This is a genomic window from Mesorhizobium sp. M0139 (assembly GCF_040322455.1).
Lineage (GTDB): Bacteria > Pseudomonadota > Alphaproteobacteria > Rhizobiales > Rhizobiaceae > Mesorhizobium.
Map to the genome: position 1 here is coordinate 294,540 of NZ_JAMYTN010000007.1, position 26,237 is coordinate 320,776.

Here is a 26,237-nt window from a genome sequence, read left to right on the forward strand (position 1 = left end):
GCGGCGCCGGAGACTGAAGGTCGTCCTTGTTAGCCATCTACCGGTAAAGTTTCGGGTATTTGGCCCTCTCGCTTTGGCAACTTGCCGATCTCTGGGCCGCCATTGCGAAAGCCCTCTCATAGGTATGGATGGCCATGTTGAACTTTCGGGGGTCTGGGGTCAGGTGTTTGTCCCGCCCATCATACAAAAGGACCGGGACGGCGAAAATTGCTTTTCCGTCTTCCGTTGGCCTCAACGCCGGACATCTTTGCCTTACGCCAACGAGGTCACCGGCCATTCTGGCGGCCGAATTTAACCTTGCATCGGACATCCGAGCCAGGAAGTTGATGTTTTGCTGTTCCCCTTGTCCGGCCGAGGCAGCCGACAATGCGAAGAAAATTCCTGCGGTGAATACAGCGAAAGCTAGACGTAGTTTCATTGTGCCCTCCCAAGTTGAGCACAAGAGAGCACGTTTGGACTTGACAGGATAGCCGCGTGTCCAGTGCAAGTTACTGTACGGAACCTTTGCCATACGTCGACTATCAGCCAGTTGTGCGGCCAGTCAGGATAGTCGGAACGCGGCGCGCCTTCGGGTGTTATAGGAGATGGCACCGAAAACCCCGACCATTGCGCGCATCTGGCGCGGCAGGACCTCGCCCGGCAGGGCCGACGCCTATGAGCGCTACAATTACGAGGCTGGTATCAAGCCGCTGATCGAGAAAGCGCTTGGCGTGCAGACTTTTCGCGAGGACACGCCGACGCATTCGGAATTCATCACCATCTCCTATTGGGAGAGCGTCGAGGCGATGGCCGCCTTTACCGGCGGCGATCCGCAAAGCATCCACCATCTCGACCGCGACAAGGAGTTCCTGATCGAATTGCCGAAGGGTGTCCAGGTGCTGCGAATCCGTTCCAGCCACGGACTGGTTGGCGGCAGCTGATGTTTGCGGGCTTTGACGCCAGGACCGTTCAAATGGAGGAGACATCGATCTTCGTCAGGGCCGGTGGCTCAGGGCCGCCGTTGCTGCTCCTGCATGGCTTTCCCGAAACGCATGTGATGTGGCGGGACATCGCCGTGGCCCTGGCGCCGCATTTCAGCGTGGTCGCCGCCGATCTGAGAGGCTACGGACAAAGCGGCTGTCCGGCTTCCGGAGCCAATCATGCCGCCTATTCCAAACGAGCGATGGCGCGCGACATGGTGCAGGTTATGGACGTTCTCGGTTTCGACCGTTTCATGGTTGCCGGCCACGACCGTGGCGGTCGCGTCGCCTACCGGCTGGCGCTCGACCATCCCGAAACCGTGTCGAAAGTCGCCGTTCTCGACATCGTCCCCACGGCCTCCGCCTGGGATCGGGCCGATGCCAGGTTGGCGCTGGCCTTCTGGCCGTGGAGCCTGCTCGCCCAGCCGGAACCGCTGCCTGAGCGCCTGTTGTCCGCAGCACCCGACGCAGTTGTCGACAATGCGATCGCCGGCTGGGGCTCGGCTCCAGATGCTTTTCCCGCTGAGGTCAGGGCCGCCTATATCGAGGCGCTGCGTGATCCCGCCCATGCCCACGCCATCTGCGAGGAATATCGCGCCGCCGCAGGCATCGACCGCGAGCACGACGCGCAGGACCAGGCTGATGGCTGTCGCATCAGATGCCCGCTGCTTGCGCTCTGGAGCGGCGAGGGCGGGTTGGAGAACTGGTATGCGGAGGAGGGCGGCCCGTTGGCGATCTGGCGGCAATGGGCTGATAACGTCGGAGGCGGCTCGGTCAAGGGTGGGCATTTCTTCCCGGAAGAGCACCCCGAAGACACGGCTGCAAGGCTGTCGAGATTCTTCGCAAGCTGACTACGGGCCGATTGCTAAATCCGGCCCTGTGTAGTCCTGTGTCGACTATCTCAGATGCCCGAGGGATTGCAGGATCAAAGTGCTCGAAAGACCAAGCAGGGCGATACCGTACAACCGGTCGATCCACACGGCGTTTGGCCCAGCCAGAAGCCTTGCAGCCCGCGCGCCAAGGGCTGCGTAAAACGTCAGCACAAACACATCGGCAAGCGCGGCGATAATGGCCAGGATGCCATACTGGATCGCGATCGGCTCATCCACGCGGACAAAATGCGGCAGGATCGCGGGGAAAAGCAGCCAGGCCGCCGGATTTGTGACCGCCACCAGGAAGCAGCGCCCAATGAGTGCCTTGGCTGAATGGCGTGTTTCGGGAACGTTAGGGTTGAACGAAGGTCGGGACGCGGTGCGCAGGGTACCGATGGCGACGAAAAGCAGATAGCCCGCGCCGAACATCCTGAGAGCCGAGAGATAGAATTCCGAAGCCAGCAGAAGAGCGCCGAAGCCCAGCGCGACGATGCTGATAAGAACGAAATCAGACAGTACGACGCCGGCCATGCCGAGAAACGCGCGTCGAAAACCGTAGCGGGAGCCGTTGGTGATGGCGAGCACGACGTCCGGTCCCGGAACCGCCATTCCGAGCACCGACACGAAGGCAAATGTCACCAGCGGCAGGTTTCCCATGACGCCGCGTAATGTACCCGGCGCTCACCGTCCGTAACGCCCTTCACACAGCGGCTTGGCTATCGCCGATTGTTGTTGGCCACCTTGGCTCAGTGCCCGCCGCGCATCTTCACCACCACAGTCCTCACCGCCAGGACCAGCACGGTGATGATGATCAGGATCACCGAAAGGGCTGCGATCGCCGGGTCGATGTTGTCGCGCAGGCCCATCCACATCAGCCGCGGCAGCGTGATGGCGTTGACCGAGGTGATGAACAGGGTGACGCCTATCTCTTCCCAGGACAGCACGAAGGACAGCAGCGCGGCGGTGACGATGCCGAACTTGATGTTGGGCATGATGATGCGCGTGGCGCGTTCCCACACGCCGGCGCCAAGGCCGCGCGCGGCAAGGTCGATGCGGCGGTCGAGCTGGCTGAGCGAGACCAGGATCAGCACCGTGGCGAAAGGCACCGTCATCACCGAATGCGCCATGGCGACGCCGAGCCAGGTGTCGTAGCCGAAGAACGAACTCATGCCCGAGATCGACGTCAGCAGGAAGTAGAGCGTGATCGCCGAGACCACCGGCGGCACCACCATCGGCAACAGCACGAAGCCGACAAGGGTGGCCGTGAAGCGCGGCTGGAACATCCAGGCGCCAAGGCTGAAGCACAGCGCCAGCACGGTGGAGATGACGCTGCTGACGATGCCGATGCGGATCGACAGCAGGATGGCGTCGAGCCAGCGCGGATCCTCGATCAGCGCGCGGTAGTGGCGCAGCGACAGTTCGCCCGTCGGCATAGCCAGCATGCGGCTTGGCGTCAGCGACACTGGGATGACCGCCAGCAGCGGCAGCAGCAGGAACAGTGCCACCAGCACGGCGAGGATCAGCGAGACGGGACCGGGGCGATAGGTCGGCATCAGATCAGTTGCTTCGGTCTGACATAGCGGAACAGCAGCGCCATGAGCGCGCCGACGAACAGCACCAGCACGACGCTGATCGCCGCACCCAGTCCCCAGTCGGGACTCTGGAAGATGCGCAGATAGATCAGCTCGGCGATCATCACGCTGCGGCCGCCGCCGAGGATCGCCGGCGTGACGAAGAAGCCGAGCGAGAAGACGAACACGATCATCGCCGAACCGATGATGCCGGAGCGCGTCATCGGCACGAACACGGTCCAGAAGGTGCGCATGCGGCTGGAGCCGAGCCCGCGCGCCGCGAGCAGCACGCGCTCGTCGAGGCTGCGCATGGCGGAGGCCAGCGGGAACACCGCGAAGGGAATGAGGAAATGCGTCATGCCGACGATGACGCCGAACTCGTTGCGCACCAGCGCCAGCGGCTCGGAGATGAAGCCGATCGATTGTAGCCAGGTGTTGATCAGGCCGCGGTTGGACAAAAGCGCCACCCAGCCGAAGGCGCGGGTCAGCACCGAGATCCAGAAGGGGACGAGAATGCAGAATTCAGCGATTATGCGCTGTGCCGGGCTGCCGCGCACCCACACCATGGTGATGGCGTATGCCGCCGCCACGGAAACCACGGTGACGATCAGCGCGATGCGCAGCGTGCGGATGAACACAGACTGCACCAGGGCATCGGTGGCGAGCGCGCCATACTGGCCGAGCCCCGGTGTCGGCAAGGTGACGCTCCACTTGACGACGCCGAGGAACGGCCAGGCGTAGGCCAGCACAAGGAACAGGAGCAGCGGCGCCATCAGCACCGCCGCGCCCATCCTGTCGGAGAGGGTGCCTCTCATCGAAGCTCGTGCCCGGCCTGGTCAGGCCGAGATGATCTTGGTGTATTCGTCGAGTGCTGCCCCGTAATTCTTGGCGTACCAGTCCATGTCGAGCGCGATCTGCTTCTTCATGTTTTCGGGATCGACCGGGTTGATGCGCTTCTTGTCGGCGGGGATCAGCGCATCGGCGGCCGGATTGGCCGGACCCTGTCCGAGCTTGTCGAACATCACCAGTTGCTTTTGCGGATCCTGGGCGCTGGCGATGAACTTCATCGCTGCGTCCTTGCCGCCGGGGTTGCCCTTGAGCACGGCCAGCGCGCCGGGCGAAATCAGGCCCTGATCCCAGATGAACTTGATCTTGCCGCCCGAGTCCTGCTCGATCAGCGAGGCGCGGGTCGACCACACGATCGCCATCGAGGCTTCGCCGTTGAGCAGCACGCTCTGGCTCTCGGCGCCGCCGCCCCAGTAAGCCACGACGTTTTCCTTGAAAGCGGCGATCTTGTCATGCGCTCGCTTCAGGTCGAGCGGGTAGAGCGAGGCCGGCGCGATGCCGTCTGCAAGCAGCGCTGCTTCCCAGCTCGACACGCCCCATTTGTAGAGCGAGCGCTTGCCCGGAAACTTCTTCACGTCGAAGAAGTCGGCCATGCCGGTCGGCGCGTCCTTGCCGTATTTCTCCGAGTCATAGGCGATGACGTAGGAGAAGAAATAGGTCGAGGCCGCGTATTCCCAGCCGAAGCCTTCTCGCATCTTCTTCTTGTCGACGACGGCGTAGTCGATCGGCTCGAGCGCACCCTGGGCACCGAGAGTGATGGCCGAGAACGGGTCGACATCGACGAGATCCCAGGTCGGCGCGCCGCTCTTGAACTGTGCGGCAATCGCGCCTTCGGTCGGGCCCGAACCGTCCATCTTGACGGCGATGCCGGTGTCCTTGGTGAAGGCCTGGCCATAGGCGGCGTCATAAGCGGTGAGGGCATCGCCACCCCAGTTGACCAGCACCAGTTCCTTGGCCTGCGCAAACGCGCCGGTCGAGCGCAGCAGCATCGGCGTGCCGGCCAGCACGAAGGCTGCAAGCTGGGTGAATTGCCGGCGCGAAATCTCGCCGCGCACAGCCCGGGCGGATAGCGCGTCCATGGCTTGTTTTTTGCTTTGGTCTGTCATTTTAGTTCCCCTTTTTCGTTGTTGGTTCCGGTGGTTATGGCGCGCTCCAGATTCTTTGCTGGAAGACTTCGCCGTTCTCGTCGTCATCCTCCGTCCGGAAGGAGGAAACCCTTTTCCGCCGGCCAGGTCAGCCAGACGGAATTGCCTTTGCTCAGCGCCGCCGCCGCGACCTCGTTCGGCACCGAGACGGTCACCTTGGCGCCCTGGCGCGTCGTCAGATCGAGCTTGGTCGCCGCACCCAGATAAGTCGAGCCGATGGCGGTGGCGGCGATGCCATTGTCGCCGGTGGCGGCTTCGCGCGCGATCGACATATGTTCGGGCCGGATCGCCAATATGGCGTTGCCGTTCACCGCCTCGGCATTGCCGCGCAGCGTGATCGCGCGGTCTTCGCAGAGCGCGGTCGCGCCATTGTCGGCGCGCTTCACGCCCTTGAGCGGCAGCATGTTGATCTCGCCCAGGAACTCAGCGACGAAACGATTGGCCGGCCGGTCATACACCTCGTCCGGTGCACCGACCTGCAGCAATTTGCCATGGTTGAAGATGGCGACGCGCGACGACAGCGCCAGCGCCTCGCTCTGGTCGTGGGTAACGAAGACGAAGGTGGTGCCGGTCTCCTGATGCAGCCGCTTCATCTCGGCCTGCATCTGGCCGCGCAGGCTCTTGTCGAGCGCTGAGAACGGCTCGTCGAGGAGCAGCACGCCGGGTTCGAACACCAAAGCGCGGGCCAACGCCACGCGCTGCTGCTGGCCGCCGGAAAGCTGCGCCGGCAGTTTCGTCTCATGGCCCTTGAGGCCGACGCGCTCGATCATCTCGGCAACGCGGCGCTTGATCTCGGCAGCCGATTTCTTGCGTACCTTGAGCGGGAAAGCGATGTTGGCTTCGACCGACATATGCGGAAACAGCGCATAACCTTGGAACACCATGCCGGCGGCACGCTGCTCGGCCGGCCGTTCGGTGATATCGACGCCGTCGCTGAAAAGCCTGCCGACGGTGGGCTGCACGAAGCCGGCCAGAATCATCAGGAAGGTGGTCTTGCCGGAACCCGAGGGGCCGAGCAGCGTCAAAAACTCGCCGCGGCCGATATTGAGCGTCAGATCGTCCAGCGCCTGGAACGAGCCGAAGCTCTTGCCGATCCCGATTGCCTTGATCTCTGCGGCCCGGCCGGGTTGCTGCATCCTGCCTCTTCCTTGATCGTGGCTTGAGCGTAGGGCAGTGCGCCGGCTCACCGCAACCGAATAGTTTTCGCCTGATCGGCAAATTTGATTCACGGATGGGAGGCTAGTACGGGCTGATCCGGTTCTCCGACAGCTTCGACCTCAACCACCCATTGAATGCTTCCAGCACCGGGTGGCTGGCCTTGGCATGTTCCGACACCAGGAAATACGAGCGCGGCGAGGGGATCGCGATGTCGAAGGGGCGCACCAGACGGCCTTCGCTCAGCGCCCGGCGGCTGGTCAGCTCGTCGCCCATGGCGATGCCCTGGCCGGCGATCGCCGCGGAAAAAACGAGGTTCATGTCCGAGAAGAAGATGCCGCCTTCGGTGTCGGGGTTTTCCACCTTGGACAGCGCCAGCCAGCGCGCCCAGTCCTCGGTGTCGCCGAGATGCAGGAGATTGGCGCGCAGCACGTCGGCCGGTTTTGAAAAGCCGCCGACCTTGTTGAGCAGTGTCGGGCTGCAAAGTGGCGTGAACGAGATTTCGCACAGCAACTCCACCGAGCGGTTCGGCCAGTTGCCGACGCCAAAGGCAATGAAGGCATCGGCGTCCGGATTGCTGACATCGTCCAGCCGCCGCGGCGTCAGGATCGACAGCGCCACGTCCGGATACATCTGCCGGAACTCGCCGATGTGCGTGCACAGGAACAGAGAGGCGAAGCCCGGCGTGCAGGAAACGGCGAACGAACCGCCGACGCCCGTGCCGGCCTGGCGCGTCACCGCATCGCCGAGCACCGTCAGCGCCTTTCTCACATCGGCGGCATAGCGCTGGCCGCGCGGTGTCAGCGCCACGCCCTTGCCGATGCGCTCCAGCAGGTCGAAGCCGAGGTCGCGTTCGAGCAGCCGCAACTGATGGCTGACGGCGCTGCGGGTCAAGTGCAGTTCATCGGCTGCGCGCCAGACACTGCCGTGACGGGCAAAACTGTCGAGGGCGCGCAGCGCCTGTGTGGAAGGTATTCGCAAGAGGCCTCAGGTGAACCGAATTTGCATGAACCGGAAAAACATATCACTTTTTGCAATGCCGCTTCACTGCTTTCTTGGGCCGCATGGAGAAACCGGTGACGACCTCGGCGCAAGCCACCGCGCTTGCCTGTCTCGATAGCATCCAGCCGTCGCTGTCGGCGTGGACGCGCACCATTTTCGATTTCGGCGAAACAGCCTGGCGCGAATACCAGTCGGCGGCCTGGTATGTCGCGCGGCTGAAGCATGAGGGCTTTTCGGTCGAGGAAGGGTCGGCCGGCATGCCGACCGCCTTTTGCGCCCACTGGACGAATGGCCCGGGGCCGACCATCGGCATGTACGGCGAATACGACGCCGTGCCTGGCAACTGCCAGGACGCGGCAACGGTGAAGCGATCGCGGCCGCGCCTCGGCAGCGAGGCCGGCGGCCACACCGATCCGCATTCCGGGCTTGGCATTGCCGGCCTCGGCGGACTTCTCGCCACCAAGGCGGCAATGCAACGCCACGGCATCGAGGGGACGTTGCGCTTCACCGGCGAGCCGGCCGAGAAGGTCAGGGGCTCGAAGCCGATCCATGCGGCCAAGGGCTACTATGACGGCCTTGCCGGCATGATCTCCTTCCACCCCTTCTATATGCTGCCGCTCTGCAACACGGCGCGCTGGGACACGCATTGCGGCGCCGCCTATGCGATGATCTACCGTTTTGTCTGCGACGAACCCGAAAACTGGGTTCGCGCAAGCGATGGCGCGCCGATCCCGCAGGCGCATTCGGCGGTGCGGGCGCCCGGCGCCAACGACGCACTGATGACGATGTACATGGCCTCCAAGGCGCTGCGCGATTCCATGCTACCCCACCAGGGCGGCTGGTCGATCAGCGAGGCGATCCTCACCGCCGGGCAGGCGACCGCCGACAATCTGCCGGCGGGGCTGGCCGAGATCCAGTACATGATCCGCGTGCCGACCATTGCCATGGCAGAGCAGGTCACCGCGGTGCTCGACCGTAATGCGGCCGCGGCCGCGGCGATCAGCGGTTGTCGCTATGAGCGCCATTGGGTGTCGAAGTCGAGGCCGGGTCTCGCCAATCACGCCATGGCGGGGATTGCCTATGAGGCGCTGTCCACCGTTGGCGCTCCAAGCTGGGACGAGGCGGCGAAAGCGATCGGTCGCGAGGTCCAGGTCAATGCCGGCGGCACCGCGACCGACAACCCTTTCATCGACGAGATGGAGCGGCTGGTTGCGCCGCAAGAGGCCGAGGCAATCCTGCGCCGCGATTTGCCTCCGTCGCAGATCAACTCGACCTCCGACGACTACACCGACATGTCGTGGCACACGCCGACCGCACGCTTCTATGTCGCCCGCCCGGCGCTGCGCTCGGCGAATGGCCATGCCTATCCATCCTGGGCGATGAACGCGCTGGGCGGTATCTCGGCCACCATCGACCCGATGGTCATTTGCGCCGCCAAGACGGTTGCGCTTGCAGCCCTCCGCCTGCTCGAGGACAAGTCCGCGCGTGATGCAGCCATGGACGAATTCGTCACCCGCACCGGCGGCGGCATTGGTGGCTCCAACTGGATCGCGCCGCTTTGCGACTATGACCCGCCGATCAATTTCCGCTGGCCGGAATATGTCACCACCGCGCGCGGACGCGATTGGTGGATTCCGAGCAGCCAATCCAATCAAGCTGCATAGTCAAATCGAGGAGAACCTTATGACCGTCCATGATCGCATCATCGCCGAACCGTTCTCGCTGCAGCGCCGCAATCCCGCCGGCGGCACCAAGCCGCTGACATCATGGGGCTTTGCCAACGAGACCGACGTGCTGACAGACGTGTTGCTCGGCTCGCCAAACTTCCTGCGCCACCTCTCGACCAGCTCGCTCTCGCGCAAGCATTTGCGCGAAGCGCCCTGCAACGTTCAGATCGCCCAGGCGCAGCACAAGGACCTCGTCGCCGCCTATGAGCATTTCGGCGTCAACATCCACTGGCACGAGCCGACGCCGGAACTGCCGATGCAGGTCTATTCCAGAGACTCCAGCGTCATGACGCCCTACGGCGCCTTCATCACCGCCATGGCCAATTGGTGGCGGCGCGGCGAGAACTATGCCGCCATCCGCACCTATGAAAAGCTCGGCATCCCGATCTACGACATGGTCACGGCTGGCACCTTCGAAGGCGGCGACTTCAACGTCATCGAGGAGGGCGTGGTGCTGATCGGCTGCGGCGGCGCCCGCACGCAGGAAGAGGGCGCCCGCCAGGTGCAGGACTGGTTCGAAAAGGAAGGCTGGGAAACGCGCCTCGCCTTCATCGACGAATATTACGTCCATATCGACCTGATGGTGGTGCCGATCGCCGAAAAACTCACCGCGGTGTGTCTCGCCTGCACCGAGCCCGGCATCGTCGACTGGCTGAAGGGCAAGGGCCACGAGATCATCGACGTGCCGTTCCAGGACACGATGGCGCTCGGCTGCAACTTCATGTCGCTTGGCAAGGACAGGGTGATCGCGCCGACGTCGAGCCAGTCGCTGATCGGCCAACTCAAAGCGCGCGGCTTCGAGGTTGCTGCCGTCGACATGAGCGAGATTTCCAAGACCGGCGGCGGCATTCACTGCATGGCGCAGGCGCTCAAGCGCGAGCCGGCGTAAGGGCACGAATTGCCGCCGGGACCTGTGACGGACTGCTGCCAGATTTGACAAAACGGGCCCAGCAGACGGAATTGATGCTATTAAGGAGGGATTCTGTGAAAAAAACCTACGAAAAGCCGAGTCTGGCCAAAGCCGGCAAACTGGGTTCGCTGGTCGCTTCAAACCCATCGAAGCCCGCCCCCTGAGCGCAACCAGCCGCTGAAGGCCGAAATTCGGTCGTCCTGGTTATCGGCGACCGGATCGCGCTGTATGATTGAAGGGAGCCGCCGGCTATGAACGGCGGGCTTTTTGCTTTGCGCCAGAGCGCTGCCGCGTCTGCCGGCTAGTCCAATCTGCCCGAACCTGAATTGAACTTGCGCCGGGCGTTTTCCAGATGCGCCCGCATCGCTTGGCCGGCCGCTTCCGGGTCGCGGCGCTCGATCGCCTCGAACACCGCTCGGTGGCCGGCAAAACTCGTGCGGTTTTCGATCTCCGTATTGGCCACGTGGATGCGCTGGTTGATCAGCCATTCGACCTAGCCGATGATTTGAAAACCAAGCCAGCTTCCCCAAAAGATCATGCCCAAACAAAGCCATAGCGCGAAGACCACATGCGCGCCGTTCCCGCCCGCTCGGCGATCAGGGAGTGGCTGGCGTGAGATGGCCGCGCTGACGACGGAACGAGATCGCCTCGTCTGGCCGGCCGGACTCGCGACGGCGTGGTCCGGCCGGAATTCCATCTGCTATGCGGGTATCAATACGGCGATGCGATGCACGCCGACCTCCTTGCTTGTATTCGTCGCTTCATCGGTCTTGCCCTTGGAGCAGGTGTACATATCACCCGTCTTGAGCTTGAATTCCTTGTCCGCTTTCTTGATCGTGAATGCACCTGAGGTAATGGTGCACACCATGTCGTTGTCCATCACGGTTTGAGGAGCATGTGCTCCGGGCTGAAACACAACGTCGATAATTGCGATGCTCTTGTAGGCGGGAATGTCTGCATTGCCGGTGCCGACCTCCACCACCCTGACACCGGGCGCAATCTCCTTGCCCTCTTTCGGGCCGTATTTCTTGATTTTTGCCGATGCCGCCAAGGTGAACAAAGGCGCTACCGCGGCGGTCGTCAGACCGAGGGCAATTGCAGACCTGCGATTCATGGTTTTCATTGCATCCTCCCGATGCTCGTCATGCATGGATATGCACGGCCGGCGATATATTAGCACAAACGAATTTACTTGTATGCAAAGTGACTGTGGCGCAGGCCAGCAAGAAATGCTCCGCCGGATAATGTCGCTTCACTGTACCTTTTGCCGGAATTTCGAATGACAGGTCGAGCAATCCTGCAGGATGAGATGCAGGATATGCTCCGCCGGCAGTTTGGTCGGATCGGCTTCCTCTGGAATCGAGCGCTTGCCGAGCAGGCTGCCGCCGCCCATCGCCAGGCCGGTGCCCATGCGCATGTCATCGGTGATGACGGCCGGCGCGCTTTCGGCCTTGGCGGCCAGAGCGTCGGCCAGCGTTCCGATATGATTTGCCAGGGCCTCGAATTCCGCCCGTGACTGATCGATCTCCAGCCTGGCCTGCGAAGGCGGTCCAAGCGAGCCGCTCGGAAATTCGGCAATCAGGGCAGGGCCGATGCGCGCGCGCAGCGTGTCCGCTGCCGCCTTGAAGGCTGCCGCGTCATAGGCTTGCCTGCGGTCGAACATGCCGGCAATGGTTTTCGCAGCCGCCGCCATCTCCTTCATCGACGCCTGGCGGGCCGCGACGATCGGTCCGCTGCCGACGGAGGCGCCCATCGTAAGGGCACAGACCAGCCACAGCAGCGCCGCTTTCACAGTCCATCTCACGGCGCCATGTCCTTGCCCCATTCATCCGTGCTCAGCCAGCCGCAGCAGGGGTTCGACCTGCAGTCGGATTCTTCGGTCGTGATGCCGGTTCTCATCGGTAAATTTCCGTCGCCGGAGGTCTCCGTCTCTGAGCAGATAGACCTTCCAGCCACCGGAAGGTCAACTGATTGAGAAGGCCGATCAGCGGGCAATCAGCACAGGCTTGCAGCAAGCTGACGCAGCGTTTCCTTGACTTGGATCGCAAAAACGGGCAGCAAGGCGGGGGTGAGGGAGAGCATTCTACCGTGGCGCAGACCATGGAGTGCTCTTTTTTTCGTATCAGGCGCCGCATAATCGGTGGCTGATGGAGGGATTGGTTAACCAACTTTGTCCATCTTTTGATTCAATCGGCAACAGACGCGAAAGGTGCAGGGGGCACCAGCGAACTGTGGATGTCACGGATGCGAGGGTCGCAAGCCTGCATGCCGATTGAGAGTGGTTGTATGGCGTTTTTGCGTTTGAAAGACCGGGGCGATACTCCTGAACGGGGTTTGACTTCGAAGAGATCCGGCCAGCGCTGGGTGGTGGTGCCGGTTGTCGGCGCGGCCTTGGCGCTGTGGTCGGTGGCAACTATGGCCGGCCTCTATTCGCTCGGTACCTCGCTCACCGCAGCCTCCAACAGCCTTCCGCACAGTCTGCTTCTGCCGAACGCAGCACTTGCCGATTCGCGCCGCAGCCTCGCCAATTCGTGGGCGCCTCGGCTTTCGGCGCAAAAATCACAGGCCTCGCTGCTCAGCCAATGCGACGCCGGCTGCGCGCATGCCGCCGCGAACTTCGCGCATGACGGCAAGATGGCGCGGCTGAAGCCGGCCGCGCACGCTGTGGCCCCGAGCAGTGTCGCCTCAAACATTGCGCCAAACACCAGCGTCGCTCTCGCCACTTCGCGCGGCATGCGCTTCGACGGCGTGGTGGCCAAGGCAGAGCTGTCGCCGCAAAAGCTGGCTGCCGCCTTCGCCAAGGCCTCGAATGCGCCCTTCATGCTTGCCAGCCTTCCGGTCGCTGCCCGTTTCGCCGAAGTCCGGCTGCCCGATCAGCATGGCCCGGCCTCGGAACGCTTTGGGCCGGAAGTGGCTGAGATCGAACGCTCATCGCGCCTGGCGCTGGCGCTGGCCAACAGCTTGCCGGAAGACGCTGACATGCTGGCCCCGCCGCCGGCCGTTGAAGCAATCGCCGGAGGGCAGGATCCTGAGCAGGCCGAGGTTCAGGTCGCTTCGCTGCCGCCGCAGGACGATCTGCCCGACAACATTGCGTTGCCCGGTTGGCGTCCACGCGCCGAAACCGCTCAGCCTGCCGAGGCTCGGCAAGCCAGCAAGCCCAGGGCAGCCAAGCCACAGACCGACAGGACGCCCGAGAGCCCCGCACCCCAGTCGCCGGGCAATTCGTCGCCGCGCTCGCCACGCAGTACTTCGGAGGTCGCCGCACTGCCTGGCGTGCCAGACAGCCAGAGCATCCAATCAAGCCGGATCAAGCCTGGCAAACGGTCGAAGACACAGGCCGGCGAGATGCTGGCCTATGCCAAGCCGGACGTCCCGGCGGGCGGTGTCGGTCGCGCCTTCAAGGATCTGTTCGCCACGCCCGGAATGGGCGGCGGCGTCGCCGTGTACGATATCTCGGCCAAGACCGTCTATATGCCGGACGGCTCGCGGCTGGAGGCCCATTCGGGGCTGGGTTCGATGGTCGACCAGCCGCGCTTCGTGCACAAGAAGAATGTCGGCCCGACGCCGCCCAACACCTATGATCTGCGACTGCGCGAATCCCGCTTCCATGGCGTCGAGGCGCTCCGTCTCACTCCGGTCAGCGGCGGCAATAAATACGGCCGCGACGGCCTGCTCGCCCACACCTACATGCTGCGCGGCGGCCGTGCGGAATCCAATGGCTGCGTCGTCTTCAAGGACTACGCCCGCTTCCTTGCCGCCTACAAGAAGGGCAAGATTAAGCGCCTCGTCGTCGTGCCGCGCCTGACCAAGCCGCTGACGCGGGTCGCTCAGGAAGGCCGGGGAGCGTAAGGCAGTAGGCAGTAGGCAGTAGGCAGTAGGCAGTAGGCAGTAGGCAGTAGGCAGTAGGCAGTAGGCAGTAGGGCCCAGGAGCGTCCATCGCCTGTTGATTGTTTTTCTGCCCCTATTGCCTATTCCCCACTGCCTATTCCCTTTTCACCCCCAGGCAGACTATGAGTGACCCCTGCGGGTCGGCTTCACCACGAGGACATCCATGACAATACGCGCTGTCGTTTGGGGCGAGAACATCCATGAGCGGACCAATGAGGTGGTCGCAGCCCTCTATCCCGAGGGCATGCACACGACCATCGCCAAGGCGCTGAATGCCGACAAGGCGATCTCCGCCTCGACCGCCACGCTCGATCAGCCGGAGCACGGCCTGCCGGCCGACCGTCTGGCCGAGACCGACGTGCTGGTCTGGTGGGGCCACAAGGATCATGGCGCGGTGGCCGACGAGATCGTCGAGCGCGTCGCCCGCCGCGTTTGGGAGGGGATGGGGCTGATCGTTCTCCATTCCGGCCATTTCTCGAAAATCTTCAAGCGGCTGATGGGCACGCCCTGCACGCTGAAATGGCGCGAGGCGGGCGAGCGCGAGCGACTCTGGGTGACCAGTCCCAGCCATCCGATCGCCGAAGGCGTCGGCGAATATTTCGAGCTCGAGAATGAAGAAATGTATGGCGAGCAGTTCGCCGTGCCCGAACCGCTGGAGACCGTCTTCATCTCCTGGTTCCAGGGCGGCGAGGTGTTCCGTTCTGGGCTGACCTATCGCCGCGGCGCCGGCAATGTCTTCTACTTCCGCCCGGGCCACGAGACCTATCCGACCTATCACGACGCCAATGTGCACAAGGTGCTGCGCAATGCGGTGAAGTGGGCGCACAATCCGCAGGGCACCAAGTCGGCGATCCTTGAGGCGCCGAACGTGCCGGTCGAGAAGGCGCTGGAGCCGATCGTCGAGCGCGGCGGCAAGCTGCACGCTTCGGGCGAGGCCGGCTTCCGCTAAAGCAAAATCCAGGAAAAAAGGCGTAGCGGTTTTCCGCATGGGTTTCCTAGACCGTATCTGCGCCATATGATTGAATCGAACCAATTCGCTCGGAGTGCAGAGAATGCGGCTTTTGATACTGGGTACCGGCTGGATGGCGCAGGAGCATGCCCGCCGCTTCGGCGGTATCGACGGCGTCGAGATCGTCGGTGCTGTCGACGTCGATGAAAAGCGCGTTGGCGAATTTGCCGACGGGTTCAAGATACCGAAGCGATTCACATCGCTGGAAGACGCGCTGGCGTGGGGCGAGTTCGATGCGGTCGCCAACGTCACGCCCGACCGCATTCACCACCCGACCACCATGACGCTGATCGCGGCCGGCAAGCCGGTGCTGTGCGAAAAGCCGCTGGCCGAAGACTTCGGCAAGGCAAGCGAGATGGCCAAAGCGGCTGAGGCCGCCGGCATCGTCAACATGGTCAATCTCACCTATCGCAATGTCGCTGCCTTGCAGAAGGCGCGGCAGATGGTGCTGGCCGGCGAGATCGGCACCGTCCGCCACGTCGAGTCCTCCTATCTACAGAGCTGGCTGGTCTCGAAATTCTGGGGCGACTGGCGCACCGACCCGAAATGGCTGTGGCGGCTGTCGCGCGACCACGGCTCCAACGGCGTGCTCGGCGATGTCGGCATCCACATCCTCGATTTCGCCAGCTATGGCGCCGCACTCGACGTCGACCACGTGTTTTGCCGGCTGCGCACCTTCGACAAGGCGCCAGGCAACCGTATCGGCGAATACGACCTCGACGCCAATGACAGCTTCGCCATGACGCTGGATTTCTCCAACGGCGCCTTTGGCGTCGTTCACGCCAGCCGCTGGGCGACCGGCCACATCAACGAATTGCGCCTGCGCATCTATGGCGACAAGGGCGGCATCGAAGTCGTGCACAATCTCGAGGGTTCGGAACTGAAGGCGTGTGTCGGCGAGGATATCGAGAACGCCAAATGGCAGGTGCTCGACGCCGGCACGGTGCCGACCAATTACCAGCGCTTCGTCGATGCGGTTCGCAGCGGCGTGCAGGCCGAGCCTTCATTCCACCATGCCGCCGAACTGCAGAAGGTGCTGGATCTGGCCATGGTTTCGGAACAGAAGCGGACGGAACTGAGGGCCAGCGCCGATACGCAGTGATGTGAAGGGGAGGAAGAAACAATGGTCACGCGCCGCGCGCAATGTCTCTGCGGCCAGCTTTCAGCCGTCTGTTCGGGCGAGCCGGTGCGCATCTCGGTCTGTCATTGCCTCGACTGCAAGCGCCGCACCGGCAGCGCCTTCAGCTACAATGTCCGGTTTGCGCAAGCTGATGTATCGATCGAGGGGCGGGCGAAGCAGTTCACGCGCACCGGCGACGAGGGCGGCCGCGTCATCTACAATTTCTGCCCGGAGTGCGGCGCCGCCGTCCACTATCGCATCGACACGCAGCCCGGTGTGATCGCCATTCCCGTCGGCGCCTTCGCCGACCCGTCGTTCCCGCCGCCCTTCCAGTCTTTTTACCACGAAAGCCGTCGCTGTGAGTGGGTCGAGATCAACGCCGAGCCGCTGGCGACGTTCGACTGAAGGCGCTTTTTGGATACCCGGAACCGTCCGCACGCTCCGCGCCTTCAAGAGGGCATCGCCCCTGATTGCCATTGCCGGGCCGTTAGCCATCGCGCTCGGCTGCCCCATGAATAGGCATAAGTCAAGACGAATCCGGCTTGCGGCCCGATTGCTGACATGCTTACCTGACGGCATGTGTTCAATGGGGGTATATGGATGGCTAAGGAATCTTCGAATTCCGCTTCTTCAGAAAAGAAGGCGGACGTAAATCTGATAGGTAACACAGAAGGAAACGGGCTGAACTTCATGGGAGTTCAGGCCCGCGAAAACGGAACCGCCGGCGACGCCGTCGGTGTCGACAAGATCCGTGACCTGCTGTTCGGCAACCAGATGCAGGACTATGACCGCCGTTTTTCCAAGCTTGAAGAACGGGTGTTGCAGCGCTTCAAGGATGTCGAGTCCGAGGCCAAGCGCAATCTCGAAATGTACGAGTCGAATGCAAAGAAGCAGATCGATTCGCTTGCAGGGCAATTGCGGAGCGAAAAAGATTCACGAGCCGATGCCGACAAGGAGATCGACCGGAATCTTCGCGAGCAAAACCAGGCTCTTGAAAAGCAGGTGCGCACGTTGTCGGATCAGTTGAGCGCGCTCGAGCGCGACGTTTCGGACCGGATAAATCGAAACGATCATTTGCTGCGTGAGGAAATCAAGCAGAAGAATGAAGGCGTTCAGATGCTGATCGAGAAGATGTTTGCCGACCTCAGCAACGTCAAGACCGACCGAAATCTTTTGGCTGGCCTGTTTGTCGAGGTTGCAAAATGTCTCAATCAGGATCCCGTCGGGAGCAAGAGCAACTCGGACCGCAGCTGGAAAGTGAGTTGATGGGACCTTGACGTCCACCGTCGACCCATTCAACCTTCCGCAAAGAACAGCCTCGAACGATACAGAGATTGATCGCGAGGCTCTGGCTCGTCTTTTGATCGAAATTGCCCGGAACGTTGATCCGGACTACCGTGCGCAGTTCGAGGCGGTTCCCACCGCCGATCCGCGCATGGAAACGCTGCGGCAGTTGCTGGTCAGCCGCGAAATCTCGGAGCTTTCACGCGTTACGCATCTGCTCGACGAACCCGAGCAGCTTGCGGCGGCCGTGGGCGACGTTCTTCCCAGTGCTGCCGGACGAGCGCCTTACGCGCAACTCGGCGAGGCGCTTGCGCCAGCTGTCGAACGGGCTGTGCAACGGTCGATCCAGAAGAGCCCGCGCACGCTGACGGACATATTGTACCCGGTGTTTCTGCCGGCAATTCGCAAGTCGATCGGGGAAAAGATCGACCAGACCTTTCAGTCGCTGAATGAAACTCTAAGGCACATATTCACCTGGCACGGGCTCAAGTGGAGACTTGAAGCCTGGAGAACAGGGGCAAGCTTCTCGGCAGTTGTTCTGAAGCATTCCCTTGTCTACCGTGTGGAACATGCCTTTCTCATTCATCGGAATTCCGGCCTTTTGATAGCGCATGTAACTGCCGACAATGCGACGAGCGAAGATCCTCAGCTCATTTCTTCGATGCTCAGTGCGATTCAGGATTTTGTAAAAGACTCATTTAACGAGAAAGAGCAGAGCGGCCTGGACACAATCCGTTTCGGCGAGCTTCGTCTCTGGTCGGAAGTTGGACCGTTTGCGACACTGGTTTCGGTGATCCGGGGAAATCCGCCGGAGGAATTGCATGAAATCGTTCGCGATGTGTTGCTTCGCATCCATGAGCAATCCTCAGAGGCTTTAGAGCAGTTCGACGGCGACGGTTCGCAGCTGGCCTCCGTAGAGGCGCAGTTGCAGACCTGCGTCGAGCTCAAGCAAGAGGAATCAAACGACGGATTTCCGTGGCTGGTGGCGGCCGTTGCCCTGTTGCTCTTGAGTCTGGCAGGCGGTTGGTACTTTCTTTCCTGGCAATCAGCGCAGCGCTGGCAGGCTTATGTGTCGCGCTGGCAGGCTTACGTGTCGCGAGTGGAGGCCCAGCCGGGCATCATCGTTGCCGAACAGCAGGTACGCGATGGCCAGTTCTATATTGCCGGCCTGAGGGACCCGCTTGCCGTCGACCCGCAGTCGCTGTTGTCAGGCACGGGAGTCGATCCGGCCGGGGTTCATCCGCAATGGCAATTTTATCAGAGCCTTGAGCCGGAGTTCGTGCTGAAGCGGCTGACGGCGTCGCTGGCTCCGCCGGATTCAGTGCGACTTTCGATTGTCGATGGCCGCATCGTCGCCGAGGGTGAGGCTCCCGACACCTGGATCAGCCGGGCGCGCGCGGCGGCCCAGCAGCTTTCGGCAGGCGGGCCGGTCTTCGATATCTCGGGGGTTCGTGACGTAAGCCCCCAAGTGCGCGAGGCGGAGCGCTGGCACGCCTATGTGTCGCGACTGGAGACCCAGCCGGGCATCATCGTTGCAGACCAAAAGATAAGCGACGGCCAATTCTATATTGCCGGCCTGCGAGACCCGCTTGGCGCCGACCCGCAGTCGCTGTTGTCGGGAACAGAGGTCGATCCTGCCCGGGTTCATGCGCAGTGGCAGTTCTATCAGAGCCTTGAGCCGGAGTTCGTGCTGAAGCGGCTGACGGCGTCACTGTATCCGCCGGATACAGTACGACTTTCGATCGTCGATGATCGCATCGTTGCCGAGGGTGAGGCTCCCGACACCTGGATCGATCGCGCGCGCGCGGCGGCCCGGCAGCTTTCGGCAGGCGGACCCGAATTCGACATCTCCAAGGTTCGTGACGTGAGCCCCGAAGCACGCGCGGCGGAGCACTGGCAGTATTATGTGTCGCGACTTGAGGCCCAATCGGGAATCATCGTCGCCCAACAAAGCGCGAGGGGCGGACATTTCTACATTTCCGGCTTGAGAGACCCGCTTGCCGCCGACCCGCAAGCCCTGCTGTCTGGAACGGACGTTGATCCTGCCCGCGTTCATGCACAGTGGCAATTCTATCAGAGCCTTGATCCGAAGTTTGTGGTGAAGCGGCTGACGGCGGCGCTGTCCCCGCCGAAAACCGTTCAGCTCTCGATCATCCAGGGTCGCATCGTGGCCGTGGGTGAGGCTCCTGCCGGCTGGATCAACCGCGCGCGGGCCGCCGCTGAACAACTTTCGGCGGACGGAGTGGTTCTGGATGTCTCGCAGCTGCGTGAGCTGAACCTCGCAGAACTTAATCATTTGAGGCAGGCGATCCAGACGACCGATATTTTCTTCTCTTCCGGCAAGGTTGTGCCGGGACCGGAGCAGACGCCGGTTCTCGACAGGTTGGCGGATCAAATAAAGGAATTCGCCCAGAGTGCCCGCAATTCCGGCGTAACGGCGAGGTTCATGTTGACCGGGCATTCGGACACCACGGGCCGTGAGACGGCCAACGCGTCGATCAGCGCCGCCCGCGCCGAGACAGTTCGTGCGCTTCTCAACAAGCGCGGCGTTGCTCCCGAACTGCTGCTGGTTCGGGGCGCGGGCACTTTTGAGCCGGCTGTACCTGAAAACAGTCTAACCGGTAGCTCCACCAATCGCCGGGTTTCGATTACGGTAAACCTGGACTAGCGGAGCCCAACATGTTGCAAAAAAAGATCTGCATGCTGGGCGGCTTCGCCGTCGGAAAGACGAGTCTGGTCCGCAGGTTTGTGCAGAGCATCTTCTCAGAAACCTACTTGACCACCGTCGGAGTGAAAATCGACAAGAAAAGCGTCGCGCTCCCGGACAAAACCGTGGATCTGATTTTGTGGGATTTGGCCGGCGAGGACGATATCGGCTCATTCCGCGTCAGCTATGTTCGAGGTGCAACCGGGCTCGTGCTAGTCGTCGATGGAACCCGCGCTGCTACTCTTGCCGTGGCACTCACGCTGCGCGAACGGGTCGAGGCCGAATTCGGCGCCATGCCGTTCGTATTGCTGTTCAACAAGTCCGATCTGGCCGATCGGTGGGCGATATCGGATGGTGAGATCAACGAGTTGAGGCAACGTGGATGGCAAATCTATCTAACAAGTGCGCTTTCGGGCGAGCAGGTCGATGACGCCTTTCGTCAACTTGCCTTGATGGTCACCAAATAGACCATGCATGAATTGCCAAAAGAAGTCAGAAATTGGTTTTTCAATTTCTTCTTCGACGGGCACGCTGTCGCTTATCTGAAAATCGACGCTGAGCTTTGCATAGCTGCCAAGGGCGGTAATGTTGAACATTACGGGCTGTCATCGCTTCGCATCGGCAAGCCTGTTGCGGGGCAGCTTGAATTCATGGAAGGTTTGCTGCCTTGCCCGGAGCTTCCGTTTCGCATGGACATGATCGAACTGCCCGGCGGGCGTGTCGCCGACCTTCATTTTTTTGCTGACAATGCGTGCGTGTGGCTGCTTTTTCTGGACGCCACTGCCGAACGAGACAACAGGCAGCGGCTTCAACAGAAGGCCTATGAAATGACGCTCCTGCAAGAGAGGGAGCGTCAACTCAACGAAAAATTGCAATCGACGAACGAGGCACTGAGAAAGAGCCAGGAGGGATTGGCGCGTGAATACCAGCGCGCCGAAACCCTGCTCCTCAACATTCTTCCGGCATCCATCGCGGAGCGGTTGAAAGCGCAAAAGAAAATTGCCGACAACCACGCGGAGGTGAGTGTGCTTTTTGCCGACATCGTCGGCTTTACCGAAAGAGCGCGAAGCGTCGGAGCCGTGACGACGCTCGCTATCTTGAATTACTTCTTCAGGGCGGCGGACCGGCTCTCGGAACGATACGGCTGCGAAAAAATCAAGACAATCGGCGATTGTGTGATGGTGGTCTCTGGCTTGCCCACCGCGCGATCCGATCATGCAAAAGCCCTCGCGCGCTATGCAGTTGAGCTGCGCAAGGCGGTAAGGCGGGAACGCTTCGCAGGAGAACCGATAAGGCTGAGAATTGGAATTCACTCAGGACCGATCGTCGCCGGTGTCATAGGCAAGAGGCGGTTCGCCTATGACCTGTGGGGTGAGACCGTTAATCTCGCCTCACGTATTCAAACGTCCGCGGAGCCCGATGAAATCCGTATTTCCGATGCAACTTACCAACTGCTTGGACCGAAATTTGCTTGCGACCCACTCGATGAAACGGAATTGCGCGGTGCGGGTCGCGTGCGAATGTGGCGGCTCCCGAGCTGATCCGTCGCCTGCGGTGCGACCGTGGAGAGCCGATAGCGGCGCCCGAAAGCCATTGGCGTGACGTGATCTTGCGATCGCAAAGCACCCTTTGCGCTTGCCCGGAAGGCCTCTATTCTGGAGCACAGTGGCCGCTGGTGGGATAGAATGTCGGTACTGCCTTTTCTGAGAATCTACGCACCGCTAAATGCGGTGCTCGCTGCGCCTGGGCTTCTGGCGGTGGCTGCGCTCACGATGCCGAACATGTCCGGACGAAGCAGACTGGCTCTGGCTGCTGTGCTCGCTGTCATTTGGGCCGCCTATCTTCTGCAGATGGCCGAGACCCTGCTCAAGCGCTGGGCGGGAGACCTCAGGGACAGGACGCCGGCAATCGCGATCGATGTGCTCGCGGTTTTGGTTCCAGTCGCCGCATTTCTGCTCGACGGCACGCCCGACCGGAGCCTCTACTGTGCTGTCTGGCTGCTGAAGCCGCTGCGCGACTCGACCTTCTTCCCGCTGCTTGGCAGGGTTCTGGCCAACGAAGCGCGCAACCTGGTCGGCGTCACCACGGTCTTCGGCCTGGTTCTGTTCGGTGTCGCACTCGCGGCCTATGTCATCGAGCGCGACGTCCAACCGGAAAAGTTCGGCAGCATCCCCGAGACAATGTGGTGGGCGGTGGTCACGCTGTCCACTACCGGCTATGGCGACGACATTCCGCAAAGCTTCGCCGGCCGCGTCCTTGCCGGGGCTGTCATGATGTGTGGCATCGGCATCTTCGGGCTCTGGGCCGGCATTCTTGCCTCCGGCTTTTATCAAGAAGTCCGTCGCGAGGATTTCGTCCGCAATTGGCAATTGATTGCCGGCGTTCCGTTGTTTCAGAAGCTTGGCCCGGCCACGCTGGTCGAGATCGTGCGCGCGTTAAGGCCTCGCACGGTGCCGGCGGGCGCCGTGATCTGCCGCAGCGGCGAGACCGGCGATCGGATGTTCTTCGTCGTGGAGGGCCGCGTCAGCGTCGCGACGCCGAACCCGGTGGAGCTTGGCCCTGGCGCCTTCTTCGGCGAGATGGCGCTGATCAGCGGCGAACCGCGTATGGCGACCGTCACTGCCGCAACTTCTGTCTCACTCCTGTCGCTGCACGCGGCGGATTTCCAGATGCTGTGCAGCAGCAGCCCGGAAATCGCGGAAATCATCCGCAGGACCGCGCTCGAGCGGCGCGGCGCGGCGCCGGTGGCTTGACCGTACAGCCGATGGTGGCCCGGCTGGAACTGGATGGTGCGGCTCCATCCGCGCGGAGCTTCTGGACGGCACGTGGAAGTTCCAGAGGCGTAGCCGGAGACGTAAACGTAGCCGATCCACTCTACCGGCGGCTCGTTGTTTGGCGCTGTGCGTCGACAGTTCCTGCCCCGCGGCCTTTCGGCTTGGGCTAAACTCTAATGCCTTAGAATCTTGCTTAGAAAAGCCCGGCTGCGGTCGGTCTTCGGGTCGGAGAAAAACGCCTCCGGCGTGCCGCTTTCGACGATGGCGCCGGCGTCCATGAACACCACGCGCTGCGCCACCTTGCGGGCAAAGCCCATTTCGTGCGTTACCACCATCATGGTCATGCCTTCCTCGGCCACCGCGACCATGACGTCGAGCACTTCGGAAATCATCTCGGGATCGAGCGCCGAGGTCGGTTCGTCAAACAGCATGATCTTGGGGCGCATGCCGAGGCAGCGCGCGATGGCCACACGCTGCTGCTGGCCGCCGGACAGCTGTGACGGGTAGGCGTTGACCTTGTCGGCGAGGCCGACCTTGGCCAGCAAGTCGCGCCCGGCCTGCTCGGCCTCGGCGCGGGGGATCTTGCGCACATGGATCGGCGCCAGCGTGACGTTTTCCAGCGCCGTCTTGTGCGGGTAGAGGTTGAACGACTGGAAGACGAAGCCGATCTCAGTGCGCAGCTGCGTCATGTTGGTGGCGGGGTCGCCGAGGCGCTGGCCGTCGACGACGAGATCCCCGTCCTTGATCGCCTCCAGGCCATTGATGCAGCGGATCAGCGTCGACTTGCCCGAGCCGCTCGGGCCGCAGACGACGACCACTTCGCGCGGCTCGACGCTGAGCGTGATGTCCTTCAGCACATTGAGCGAGCCGAACCATTTGTTGACGCCGCGAAAGTCGATCATGCCCGTTTTGGTCAGGTTTGTCTTGGTCGGGCTTGGATTGGTCATGGCGGTCAGCCCTTTGGGTTCGATGTCACAGCTGCACCTCGCCATGCGCCGCGCCCATGCGGCGCTCCAGCCGGCGGGCGAGCATGATCAGCGGATAGCAGACGACGAAATAGCCGACGCCGACCAGGAAGAAGACCAGCAGGCCGTTGGGCACACGCTGCACCACAAGCCAGCCGACGCGGGTGAGGTCGGTCAGCCCGATCGCCGAGACGACGGAGGAATCCTTGATCAAGAGTACATATTGCCCGACCAGCGGCGGCAGCACGATGCGCATCGCCTGCGGCAGCACCACCTGGCGCATGCGTTGCCAGCGCGACAGGCCAGACGCCAGAGCTGCCTCAACCTGGCCGGTCGGCACCGAGCGGATGCCGGCGGCGACGATCTCGCAGATGAAGCACGCGGCGAGGTTGGTGAGCGCGATGATGCCGGCCGTGAAGGCATCGAGCTCGATGCCGAATTCCGGCAGGATGAAGAAGATCAGGAAGATCTGCACCAGGAACGGCGTGCCGCGGATCAGGTCGACCCAGGCGCCGATCACGCTCGAGATCAGCCGGTTGCCGCCCGTGCGCAATATGCCGAGGCCGAAACCAAGCAGCGTGCCCAGCACCAGGCTGATCGCCGACAGCATCACGGTCATCCCGAGGCCGCGCAAGGCGAGGGGGTAGCTGCCGGCCAGGCTTTGCAGCTGTTGCCAGATCATGTGCTGCTCCTTGCCGGCTGCAGACCGAGCCAGCGACTGGACAGCCCCGCCAGTCCTTTGAGGCCGTAATAGAGCAGCAGATAGAAAGCGGCGATGGTGATGAAACCTTCGGCCGGCATGAAGCGGTCGGACGCCAGCAACTGGCCGGCGCGCGTCAGTTCGGAAACCGAGATCAGCGACAACAGCGCGGAATCCTTGACCAGCACGATCGCCTGGCCGAGCAGCGGCGGGATCGTCACCTTGAACGCCTGCGGCAGGATGACCAGGCGCATGCGCTGGACATAGGTCATGCCCGAAGCGACGCCGGCCTCGACCTGGCCGCGCGGGATCGACAGGATGCCGGCGCGGATGATTTCCGCGACATAGGCGCCGCTGTTCAGCGACAGAGCGATGATGCCGACGACCAGCTCGGGCAGGACGAAGCCGAGACGCGGCAGGCCGAAATAGAGGAAGTAGAGCTGCGCCAGCAACGGCGTGGCGCGCACGGCATCGATATAGCCCTTGGCCAGCACGCGAAACAGCTGGCCGCGCTGCAGGTTCATGGCGGCGAGCACGATGCCGACCGCCAGCGCGCCGGCAAAGGACAGCGCCGACAGCCAAACGGTCGTGATCAGGCCCTGCCCGAACAGCGGCAGATATTCGACGATGGTGCGGAAGCTGAAATTTTCGAGCATGGCGGTGAATGGTGAATGGGCAGTAGTGAGTAGTGAGTAGTGAAGGGCGTGCGGAATGGCCATTCACCATTCACTACTTCCTACTCACTACTCCCTGCTTACCTCTGCTTAGTGATCCTTCTTCCAGGCGTCGGAATTGACCCAGTAGTCGAGGTTCTTCTGCAGGCGTCCGTCGATGCTGACCTGGTTGAGGAACAGGTTCATCCAGATCAACAGGTCCGGCTCGTCGTAGCGGGTGGCGAAGGCAAGCGGCTCCTTCGACAACAGGTCCGGCATGATGGTGAAGGTGCCGGCGGGATAGGCTGTCGACTGACCCTTGACCGCCGAGACGTCGTTGACGCCGCAATCGGCCTGGCCGTTGTTGACCGCGTCGAGCAGCAGCGGGCCGCCGCCCTTGTAGCTCTTGATGTCGGCATCCGGGAAGGCGTTCTTGGCTTCCTTTTCGCCGGTGGCGCCCAACAGCACGGCGATCTTGGTGCCCTTGGCCTTGCAGTCCTCGGTTGTCTTGAACTTGCTGTCGGCCTTGGTGAAGACGGTGCTGCCGGTATACATGTAAGGTGTGGTGAAGGCGACCTTCATGCCGCGCGCCAGCGTCGGCGTCATGTCGGCGACGAGCAGGTCGGCCTTGCCCGAAAGCAGCGCCGGGATCAGCCCGTCCCAATCATAGTCGAGGAAGGTGATCTTGACGCCCATTTCCTTGGCCATCAGTTCGGCGAGTTCGACCGAACTGCCGGTGCGCTCGCCGGCCGCGCCGACCAGCGAGAAGGGAGGTCCTTGCGTCTGTACCGCGACGCGCAGTTCGCCGCGCTTGGTGATCTCGTCGAGCGTTCCGGCACTGGCAGCAGCGGTCAGGCCCGCAAGCGCAAGTCCGGCGATGAAAAGCTTGGCAATCTTCATTTGGCATTCCTCCTGTTATCGTTGTTGTTCCACTTTGTTATTCCACCCTT

General features: G+C 62.2%; 27 protein-coding genes. 13 read left to right on the top strand and 14 right to left on the bottom strand.

Features of this window, described 5'->3' with window-relative positions; all coding sequences use genetic code 11:
• Positions 1 to 37 precede the first annotated feature (37 nt).
• Complete coding sequence (locus NKJ58_RS14860; protein ID WP_023684767.1) at positions 38 to 418, bottom strand: hypothetical protein; 381 nt, start codon at positions 416 to 418, stop codon at positions 38 to 40.
• A 166-nt stretch (positions 419 to 584) separates the two neighbouring features.
• Between NKJ58_RS14860 and NKJ58_RS14865 the strand changes: the two genes are divergently transcribed.
• Both NKJ58_RS14865 and NKJ58_RS14870 read left to right on the top strand, forming a co-directional pair.
• A complete protein-coding gene (locus NKJ58_RS14865; RefSeq protein ID WP_023738659.1) occupies positions 585 to 920 on the top strand; it encodes an antibiotic biosynthesis monooxygenase family protein in 336 nt (111 codons plus the stop codon).
• Positions 920 to 1,810: an alpha/beta fold hydrolase gene (locus NKJ58_RS14870; RefSeq protein WP_023684769.1), complete on the top strand. Its 891-nt coding sequence runs from the start codon at positions 920 to 922 to the stop codon at positions 1,808 to 1,810. Before NKJ58_RS14865 ends, NKJ58_RS14870 begins: the two co-directional genes overlap by 1 nt.
• A gap of 45 nt (positions 1,811 to 1,855) precedes the next feature.
• Here the strand turns inward: NKJ58_RS14870 and NKJ58_RS14875 are convergent, their stop codons facing one another.
• The 6 genes from NKJ58_RS14875 to NKJ58_RS14900 form a co-directional block, all read right to left on the bottom strand.
• On the bottom strand, positions 1,856 to 2,488 hold the full coding sequence (locus NKJ58_RS14875) for a LysE family translocator (protein ID WP_023684770.1): 633 nt from the start codon (positions 2,486 to 2,488) through the stop codon (positions 1,856 to 1,858).
• An 89-nt stretch (positions 2,489 to 2,577) separates the two neighbouring features.
• Positions 2,578 to 3,384: an ABC transporter permease gene (locus tag NKJ58_RS14880; RefSeq protein ID WP_023684771.1), complete on the bottom strand. Its 807-nt coding sequence runs from the start codon at positions 3,382 to 3,384 to the stop codon at positions 2,578 to 2,580.
• Positions 3,384 to 4,217, bottom strand: a complete 834-nt coding sequence (locus tag NKJ58_RS14885; protein WP_023670301.1) for an ABC transporter permease — start codon at positions 4,215 to 4,217, stop codon at positions 3,384 to 3,386. Before NKJ58_RS14885 ends, NKJ58_RS14880 begins: the two co-directional genes overlap by 1 nt.
• A 21-nt stretch (positions 4,218 to 4,238) precedes the next feature.
• A complete protein-coding gene (locus tag NKJ58_RS14890; RefSeq protein WP_023684772.1) occupies positions 4,239 to 5,354 on the bottom strand; it encodes an ABC transporter substrate-binding protein in 1,116 nt (371 codons plus the stop codon).
• An 83-nt stretch (positions 5,355 to 5,437) separates the two neighbouring features.
• Complete coding sequence (locus NKJ58_RS14895; protein WP_352853374.1) at positions 5,438 to 6,529, bottom strand: ABC transporter ATP-binding protein; 1,092 nt, start codon at positions 6,527 to 6,529, stop codon at positions 5,438 to 5,440.
• A gap of 103 nt (positions 6,530 to 6,632) precedes the next feature.
• Positions 6,633 to 7,529 carry a LysR substrate-binding domain-containing protein gene (locus NKJ58_RS14900; RefSeq protein ID WP_023684774.1) on the bottom strand — a complete coding sequence of 299 codons (897 nt, stop codon included), beginning with the start codon at positions 7,527 to 7,529 and terminating at the stop codon, positions 6,633 to 6,635.
• An 83-nt stretch (positions 7,530 to 7,612) separates the two neighbouring features.
• Between NKJ58_RS14900 and NKJ58_RS14905 the strand changes: the two genes are divergently transcribed.
• Both NKJ58_RS14905 and NKJ58_RS14910 read left to right on the top strand, forming a co-directional pair.
• Entirely contained in the window at positions 7,613 to 9,214 is a 1,602-nt protein-coding gene (locus NKJ58_RS14905; protein ID WP_031204236.1) for a zinc-binding metallopeptidase family protein, read from the top strand.
• A gap of 19 nt (positions 9,215 to 9,233) precedes the next feature.
• The gene (locus NKJ58_RS14910) at positions 9,234 to 10,166 is read left to right on the top strand and encodes a dimethylarginine dimethylaminohydrolase family protein (RefSeq protein ID WP_023711883.1); all 933 of its coding nucleotides are present in this window, start codon (positions 9,234 to 9,236) and stop codon (positions 10,164 to 10,166) included.
• Between the two features lie 322 nt (positions 10,167 to 10,488).
• Here NKJ58_RS14910 and NKJ58_RS14915 read toward each other — a convergent pair whose 3' ends face one another.
• The 3 genes from NKJ58_RS14915 to NKJ58_RS14925 form a co-directional block, all read right to left on the bottom strand.
• Positions 10,489 to 10,650: an FCD domain-containing protein gene (locus NKJ58_RS14915; protein WP_023684777.1), complete on the bottom strand. Its 162-nt coding sequence runs from the start codon at positions 10,648 to 10,650 to the stop codon at positions 10,489 to 10,491.
• Between the two features lie 237 nt (positions 10,651 to 10,887).
• Positions 10,888 to 11,310: a hypothetical protein gene (locus NKJ58_RS14920; RefSeq protein ID WP_023684778.1), complete on the bottom strand. Its 423-nt coding sequence runs from the start codon at positions 11,308 to 11,310 to the stop codon at positions 10,888 to 10,890.
• 129 nt (positions 11,311 to 11,439) lie between these two features.
• A complete protein-coding gene (locus tag NKJ58_RS14925; RefSeq protein WP_245263134.1) occupies positions 11,440 to 11,991 on the bottom strand; it encodes a cytochrome c in 552 nt (183 codons plus the stop codon).
• Positions 11,992 to 12,473: 482 nt separating this feature from the next.
• Here NKJ58_RS14925 and NKJ58_RS14930 point away from each other — a divergent pair, with 482 nt between their 5' ends.
• From NKJ58_RS14930 to NKJ58_RS14970, 9 genes are all read left to right on the top strand, one after another.
• On the top strand, positions 12,474 to 14,036 hold the full coding sequence (locus tag NKJ58_RS14930) for a DUF2778 domain-containing protein (RefSeq protein WP_084569989.1): 1,563 nt from the start codon (positions 12,474 to 12,476) through the stop codon (positions 14,034 to 14,036).
• Between the two features lie 202 nt (positions 14,037 to 14,238).
• Positions 14,239 to 15,024: a ThuA domain-containing protein gene (locus NKJ58_RS14935; RefSeq protein ID WP_023684782.1), complete on the top strand. Its 786-nt coding sequence runs from the start codon at positions 14,239 to 14,241 to the stop codon at positions 15,022 to 15,024.
• A 103-nt stretch (positions 15,025 to 15,127) separates the two neighbouring features.
• Positions 15,128 to 16,186, top strand: coding sequence for a Gfo/Idh/MocA family protein (locus NKJ58_RS14940; protein WP_352518964.1), 1,059 nt, complete (start codon positions 15,128 to 15,130; stop codon positions 16,184 to 16,186).
• A gap of 21 nt (positions 16,187 to 16,207) precedes the next feature.
• Positions 16,208 to 16,609 (top strand): GFA family protein, encoded by a 402-nt coding sequence (locus NKJ58_RS14945; RefSeq protein ID WP_023670313.1) that lies wholly within the window; start codon positions 16,208 to 16,210, stop codon positions 16,607 to 16,609.
• Between the two features lie 195 nt (positions 16,610 to 16,804).
• Positions 16,805 to 17,470, top strand: a complete 666-nt coding sequence (locus NKJ58_RS14950) for a hypothetical protein (RefSeq protein ID WP_023670314.1) — start codon at positions 16,805 to 16,807, stop codon at positions 17,468 to 17,470.
• A gap of 7 nt (positions 17,471 to 17,477) precedes the next feature.
• Complete coding sequence (locus NKJ58_RS14955; RefSeq protein ID WP_031204239.1) at positions 17,478 to 20,156, top strand: OmpA family protein; 2,679 nt, start codon at positions 17,478 to 17,480, stop codon at positions 20,154 to 20,156.
• Positions 20,157 to 20,167: 11 nt separating this feature from the next.
• Positions 20,168 to 20,662: a Rab family GTPase gene (locus NKJ58_RS14960; protein WP_023670316.1), complete on the top strand. Its 495-nt coding sequence runs from the start codon at positions 20,168 to 20,170 to the stop codon at positions 20,660 to 20,662.
• Between the two features lie 3 nt (positions 20,663 to 20,665).
• Positions 20,666 to 21,736 carry an adenylate/guanylate cyclase domain-containing protein gene (locus NKJ58_RS14965; protein ID WP_023684785.1) on the top strand — a complete coding sequence of 357 codons (1,071 nt, stop codon included), beginning with the start codon at positions 20,666 to 20,668 and terminating at the stop codon, positions 21,734 to 21,736.
• 144 nt (positions 21,737 to 21,880) lie between these two features.
• Entirely contained in the window at positions 21,881 to 22,948 is a 1,068-nt protein-coding gene (locus NKJ58_RS14970) for a cyclic nucleotide-gated potassium channel (RefSeq protein ID WP_023684786.1), read from the top strand.
• 194 nt (positions 22,949 to 23,142) lie between these two features.
• Here NKJ58_RS14970 and NKJ58_RS14975 read toward each other — a convergent pair whose 3' ends face one another.
• The 4 genes from NKJ58_RS14975 to NKJ58_RS14990 all read right to left on the bottom strand — a co-directional run bounded on the left by NKJ58_RS14975 (position 23,143) and on the right by NKJ58_RS14990 (position 26,187).
• The gene (locus NKJ58_RS14975) at positions 23,143 to 23,871 is read right to left on the bottom strand and encodes an amino acid ABC transporter ATP-binding protein (protein ID WP_023670319.1); all 729 of its coding nucleotides are present in this window, start codon (positions 23,869 to 23,871) and stop codon (positions 23,143 to 23,145) included.
• A 70-nt stretch (positions 23,872 to 23,941) separates the two neighbouring features.
• Positions 23,942 to 24,616: an amino acid ABC transporter permease gene (locus NKJ58_RS14980; protein WP_023684787.1), complete on the bottom strand. Its 675-nt coding sequence runs from the start codon at positions 24,614 to 24,616 to the stop codon at positions 23,942 to 23,944.
• The gene (locus NKJ58_RS14985) at positions 24,613 to 25,290 is read right to left on the bottom strand and encodes an amino acid ABC transporter permease (protein WP_023684788.1); all 678 of its coding nucleotides are present in this window, start codon (positions 25,288 to 25,290) and stop codon (positions 24,613 to 24,615) included. The genes NKJ58_RS14980 and NKJ58_RS14985 overlap by 4 nt, the downstream gene beginning before the upstream one ends.
• A 108-nt stretch (positions 25,291 to 25,398) precedes the next feature.
• Positions 25,399 to 26,187 (bottom strand): ABC transporter substrate-binding protein, encoded by a 789-nt coding sequence (locus tag NKJ58_RS14990; protein ID WP_023684789.1) that lies wholly within the window; start codon positions 26,185 to 26,187, stop codon positions 25,399 to 25,401.
• Positions 26,188 to 26,237: the final 50 nt, after the last annotated feature.

Bases quoted from the DNA above. Each gene is read 5' to 3' on its own strand.
- NKJ58_RS14860 (WP_023684767.1), bottom strand. From the start codon at position 418: ATGAAACTACGTCTAGCTTTCGCTGTATTCACCGCAGGAATTTTCTTC.
- NKJ58_RS14865 (WP_023738659.1), top strand. From the start codon at position 585: ATGGCACCGAAAACCCCGACCATTGCGCGCATCTGGCGCGGCAGGACC.
- NKJ58_RS14870 (WP_023684769.1), top strand. From the start codon at position 920: ATGTTTGCGGGCTTTGACGCCAGGACCGTTCAAATGGAGGAGACATCG.
- NKJ58_RS14875 (WP_023684770.1), bottom strand. From the start codon at position 2,488: ATGGGAAACCTGCCGCTGGTGACATTTGCCTTCGTGTCGGTGCTCGGA.
- NKJ58_RS14880 (WP_023684771.1), bottom strand. From the start codon at position 3,384: ATGCCGACCTATCGCCCCGGTCCCGTCTCGCTGATCCTCGCCGTGCTG.
- NKJ58_RS14885 (WP_023670301.1), bottom strand. From the start codon at position 4,217: ATGAGAGGCACCCTCTCCGACAGGATGGGCGCGGCGGTGCTGATGGCG.
- NKJ58_RS14890 (WP_023684772.1), bottom strand. From the start codon at position 5,354: ATGACAGACCAAAGCAAAAAACAAGCCATGGACGCGCTATCCGCCCGG.
- NKJ58_RS14895 (WP_352853374.1), bottom strand. From the start codon at position 6,529: ATGCAGCAACCCGGCCGGGCCGCAGAGATCAAGGCAATCGGGATCGGC.
- NKJ58_RS14905 (WP_031204236.1), top strand. From the start codon at position 7,613: ATGGAGAAACCGGTGACGACCTCGGCGCAAGCCACCGCGCTTGCCTGT.
- NKJ58_RS14910 (WP_023711883.1), top strand. From the start codon at position 9,234: ATGACCGTCCATGATCGCATCATCGCCGAACCGTTCTCGCTGCAGCGC.
- NKJ58_RS14920 (WP_023684778.1), bottom strand. From the start codon at position 11,310: ATGAAAACCATGAATCGCAGGTCTGCAATTGCCCTCGGTCTGACGACC.
- NKJ58_RS14930 (WP_084569989.1), top strand. From the start codon at position 12,474: ATGGCGTTTTTGCGTTTGAAAGACCGGGGCGATACTCCTGAACGGGGT.
- NKJ58_RS14935 (WP_023684782.1), top strand. From the start codon at position 14,239: ATGACAATACGCGCTGTCGTTTGGGGCGAGAACATCCATGAGCGGACC.
- NKJ58_RS14940 (WP_352518964.1), top strand. From the start codon at position 15,128: ATGCGGCTTTTGATACTGGGTACCGGCTGGATGGCGCAGGAGCATGCC.
- NKJ58_RS14945 (WP_023670313.1), top strand. From the start codon at position 16,208: ATGGTCACGCGCCGCGCGCAATGTCTCTGCGGCCAGCTTTCAGCCGTC.
- NKJ58_RS14950 (WP_023670314.1), top strand. From the start codon at position 16,805: ATGGCTAAGGAATCTTCGAATTCCGCTTCTTCAGAAAAGAAGGCGGAC.
- NKJ58_RS14960 (WP_023670316.1), top strand. From the start codon at position 20,168: ATGTTGCAAAAAAAGATCTGCATGCTGGGCGGCTTCGCCGTCGGAAAG.
- NKJ58_RS14965 (WP_023684785.1), top strand. From the start codon at position 20,666: ATGCATGAATTGCCAAAAGAAGTCAGAAATTGGTTTTTCAATTTCTTC.
- NKJ58_RS14970 (WP_023684786.1), top strand. From the start codon at position 21,881: ATGTCGGTACTGCCTTTTCTGAGAATCTACGCACCGCTAAATGCGGTG.
- NKJ58_RS14975 (WP_023670319.1), bottom strand. From the start codon at position 23,871: ATGATCGACTTTCGCGGCGTCAACAAATGGTTCGGCTCGCTCAATGTG.
- NKJ58_RS14980 (WP_023684787.1), bottom strand. From the start codon at position 24,616: ATGATCTGGCAACAGCTGCAAAGCCTGGCCGGCAGCTACCCCCTCGCC.
- NKJ58_RS14985 (WP_023684788.1), bottom strand. From the start codon at position 25,290: ATGCTCGAAAATTTCAGCTTCCGCACCATCGTCGAATATCTGCCGCTG.
- NKJ58_RS14990 (WP_023684789.1), bottom strand. From the start codon at position 26,187: ATGAAGATTGCCAAGCTTTTCATCGCCGGACTTGCGCTTGCGGGCCTG.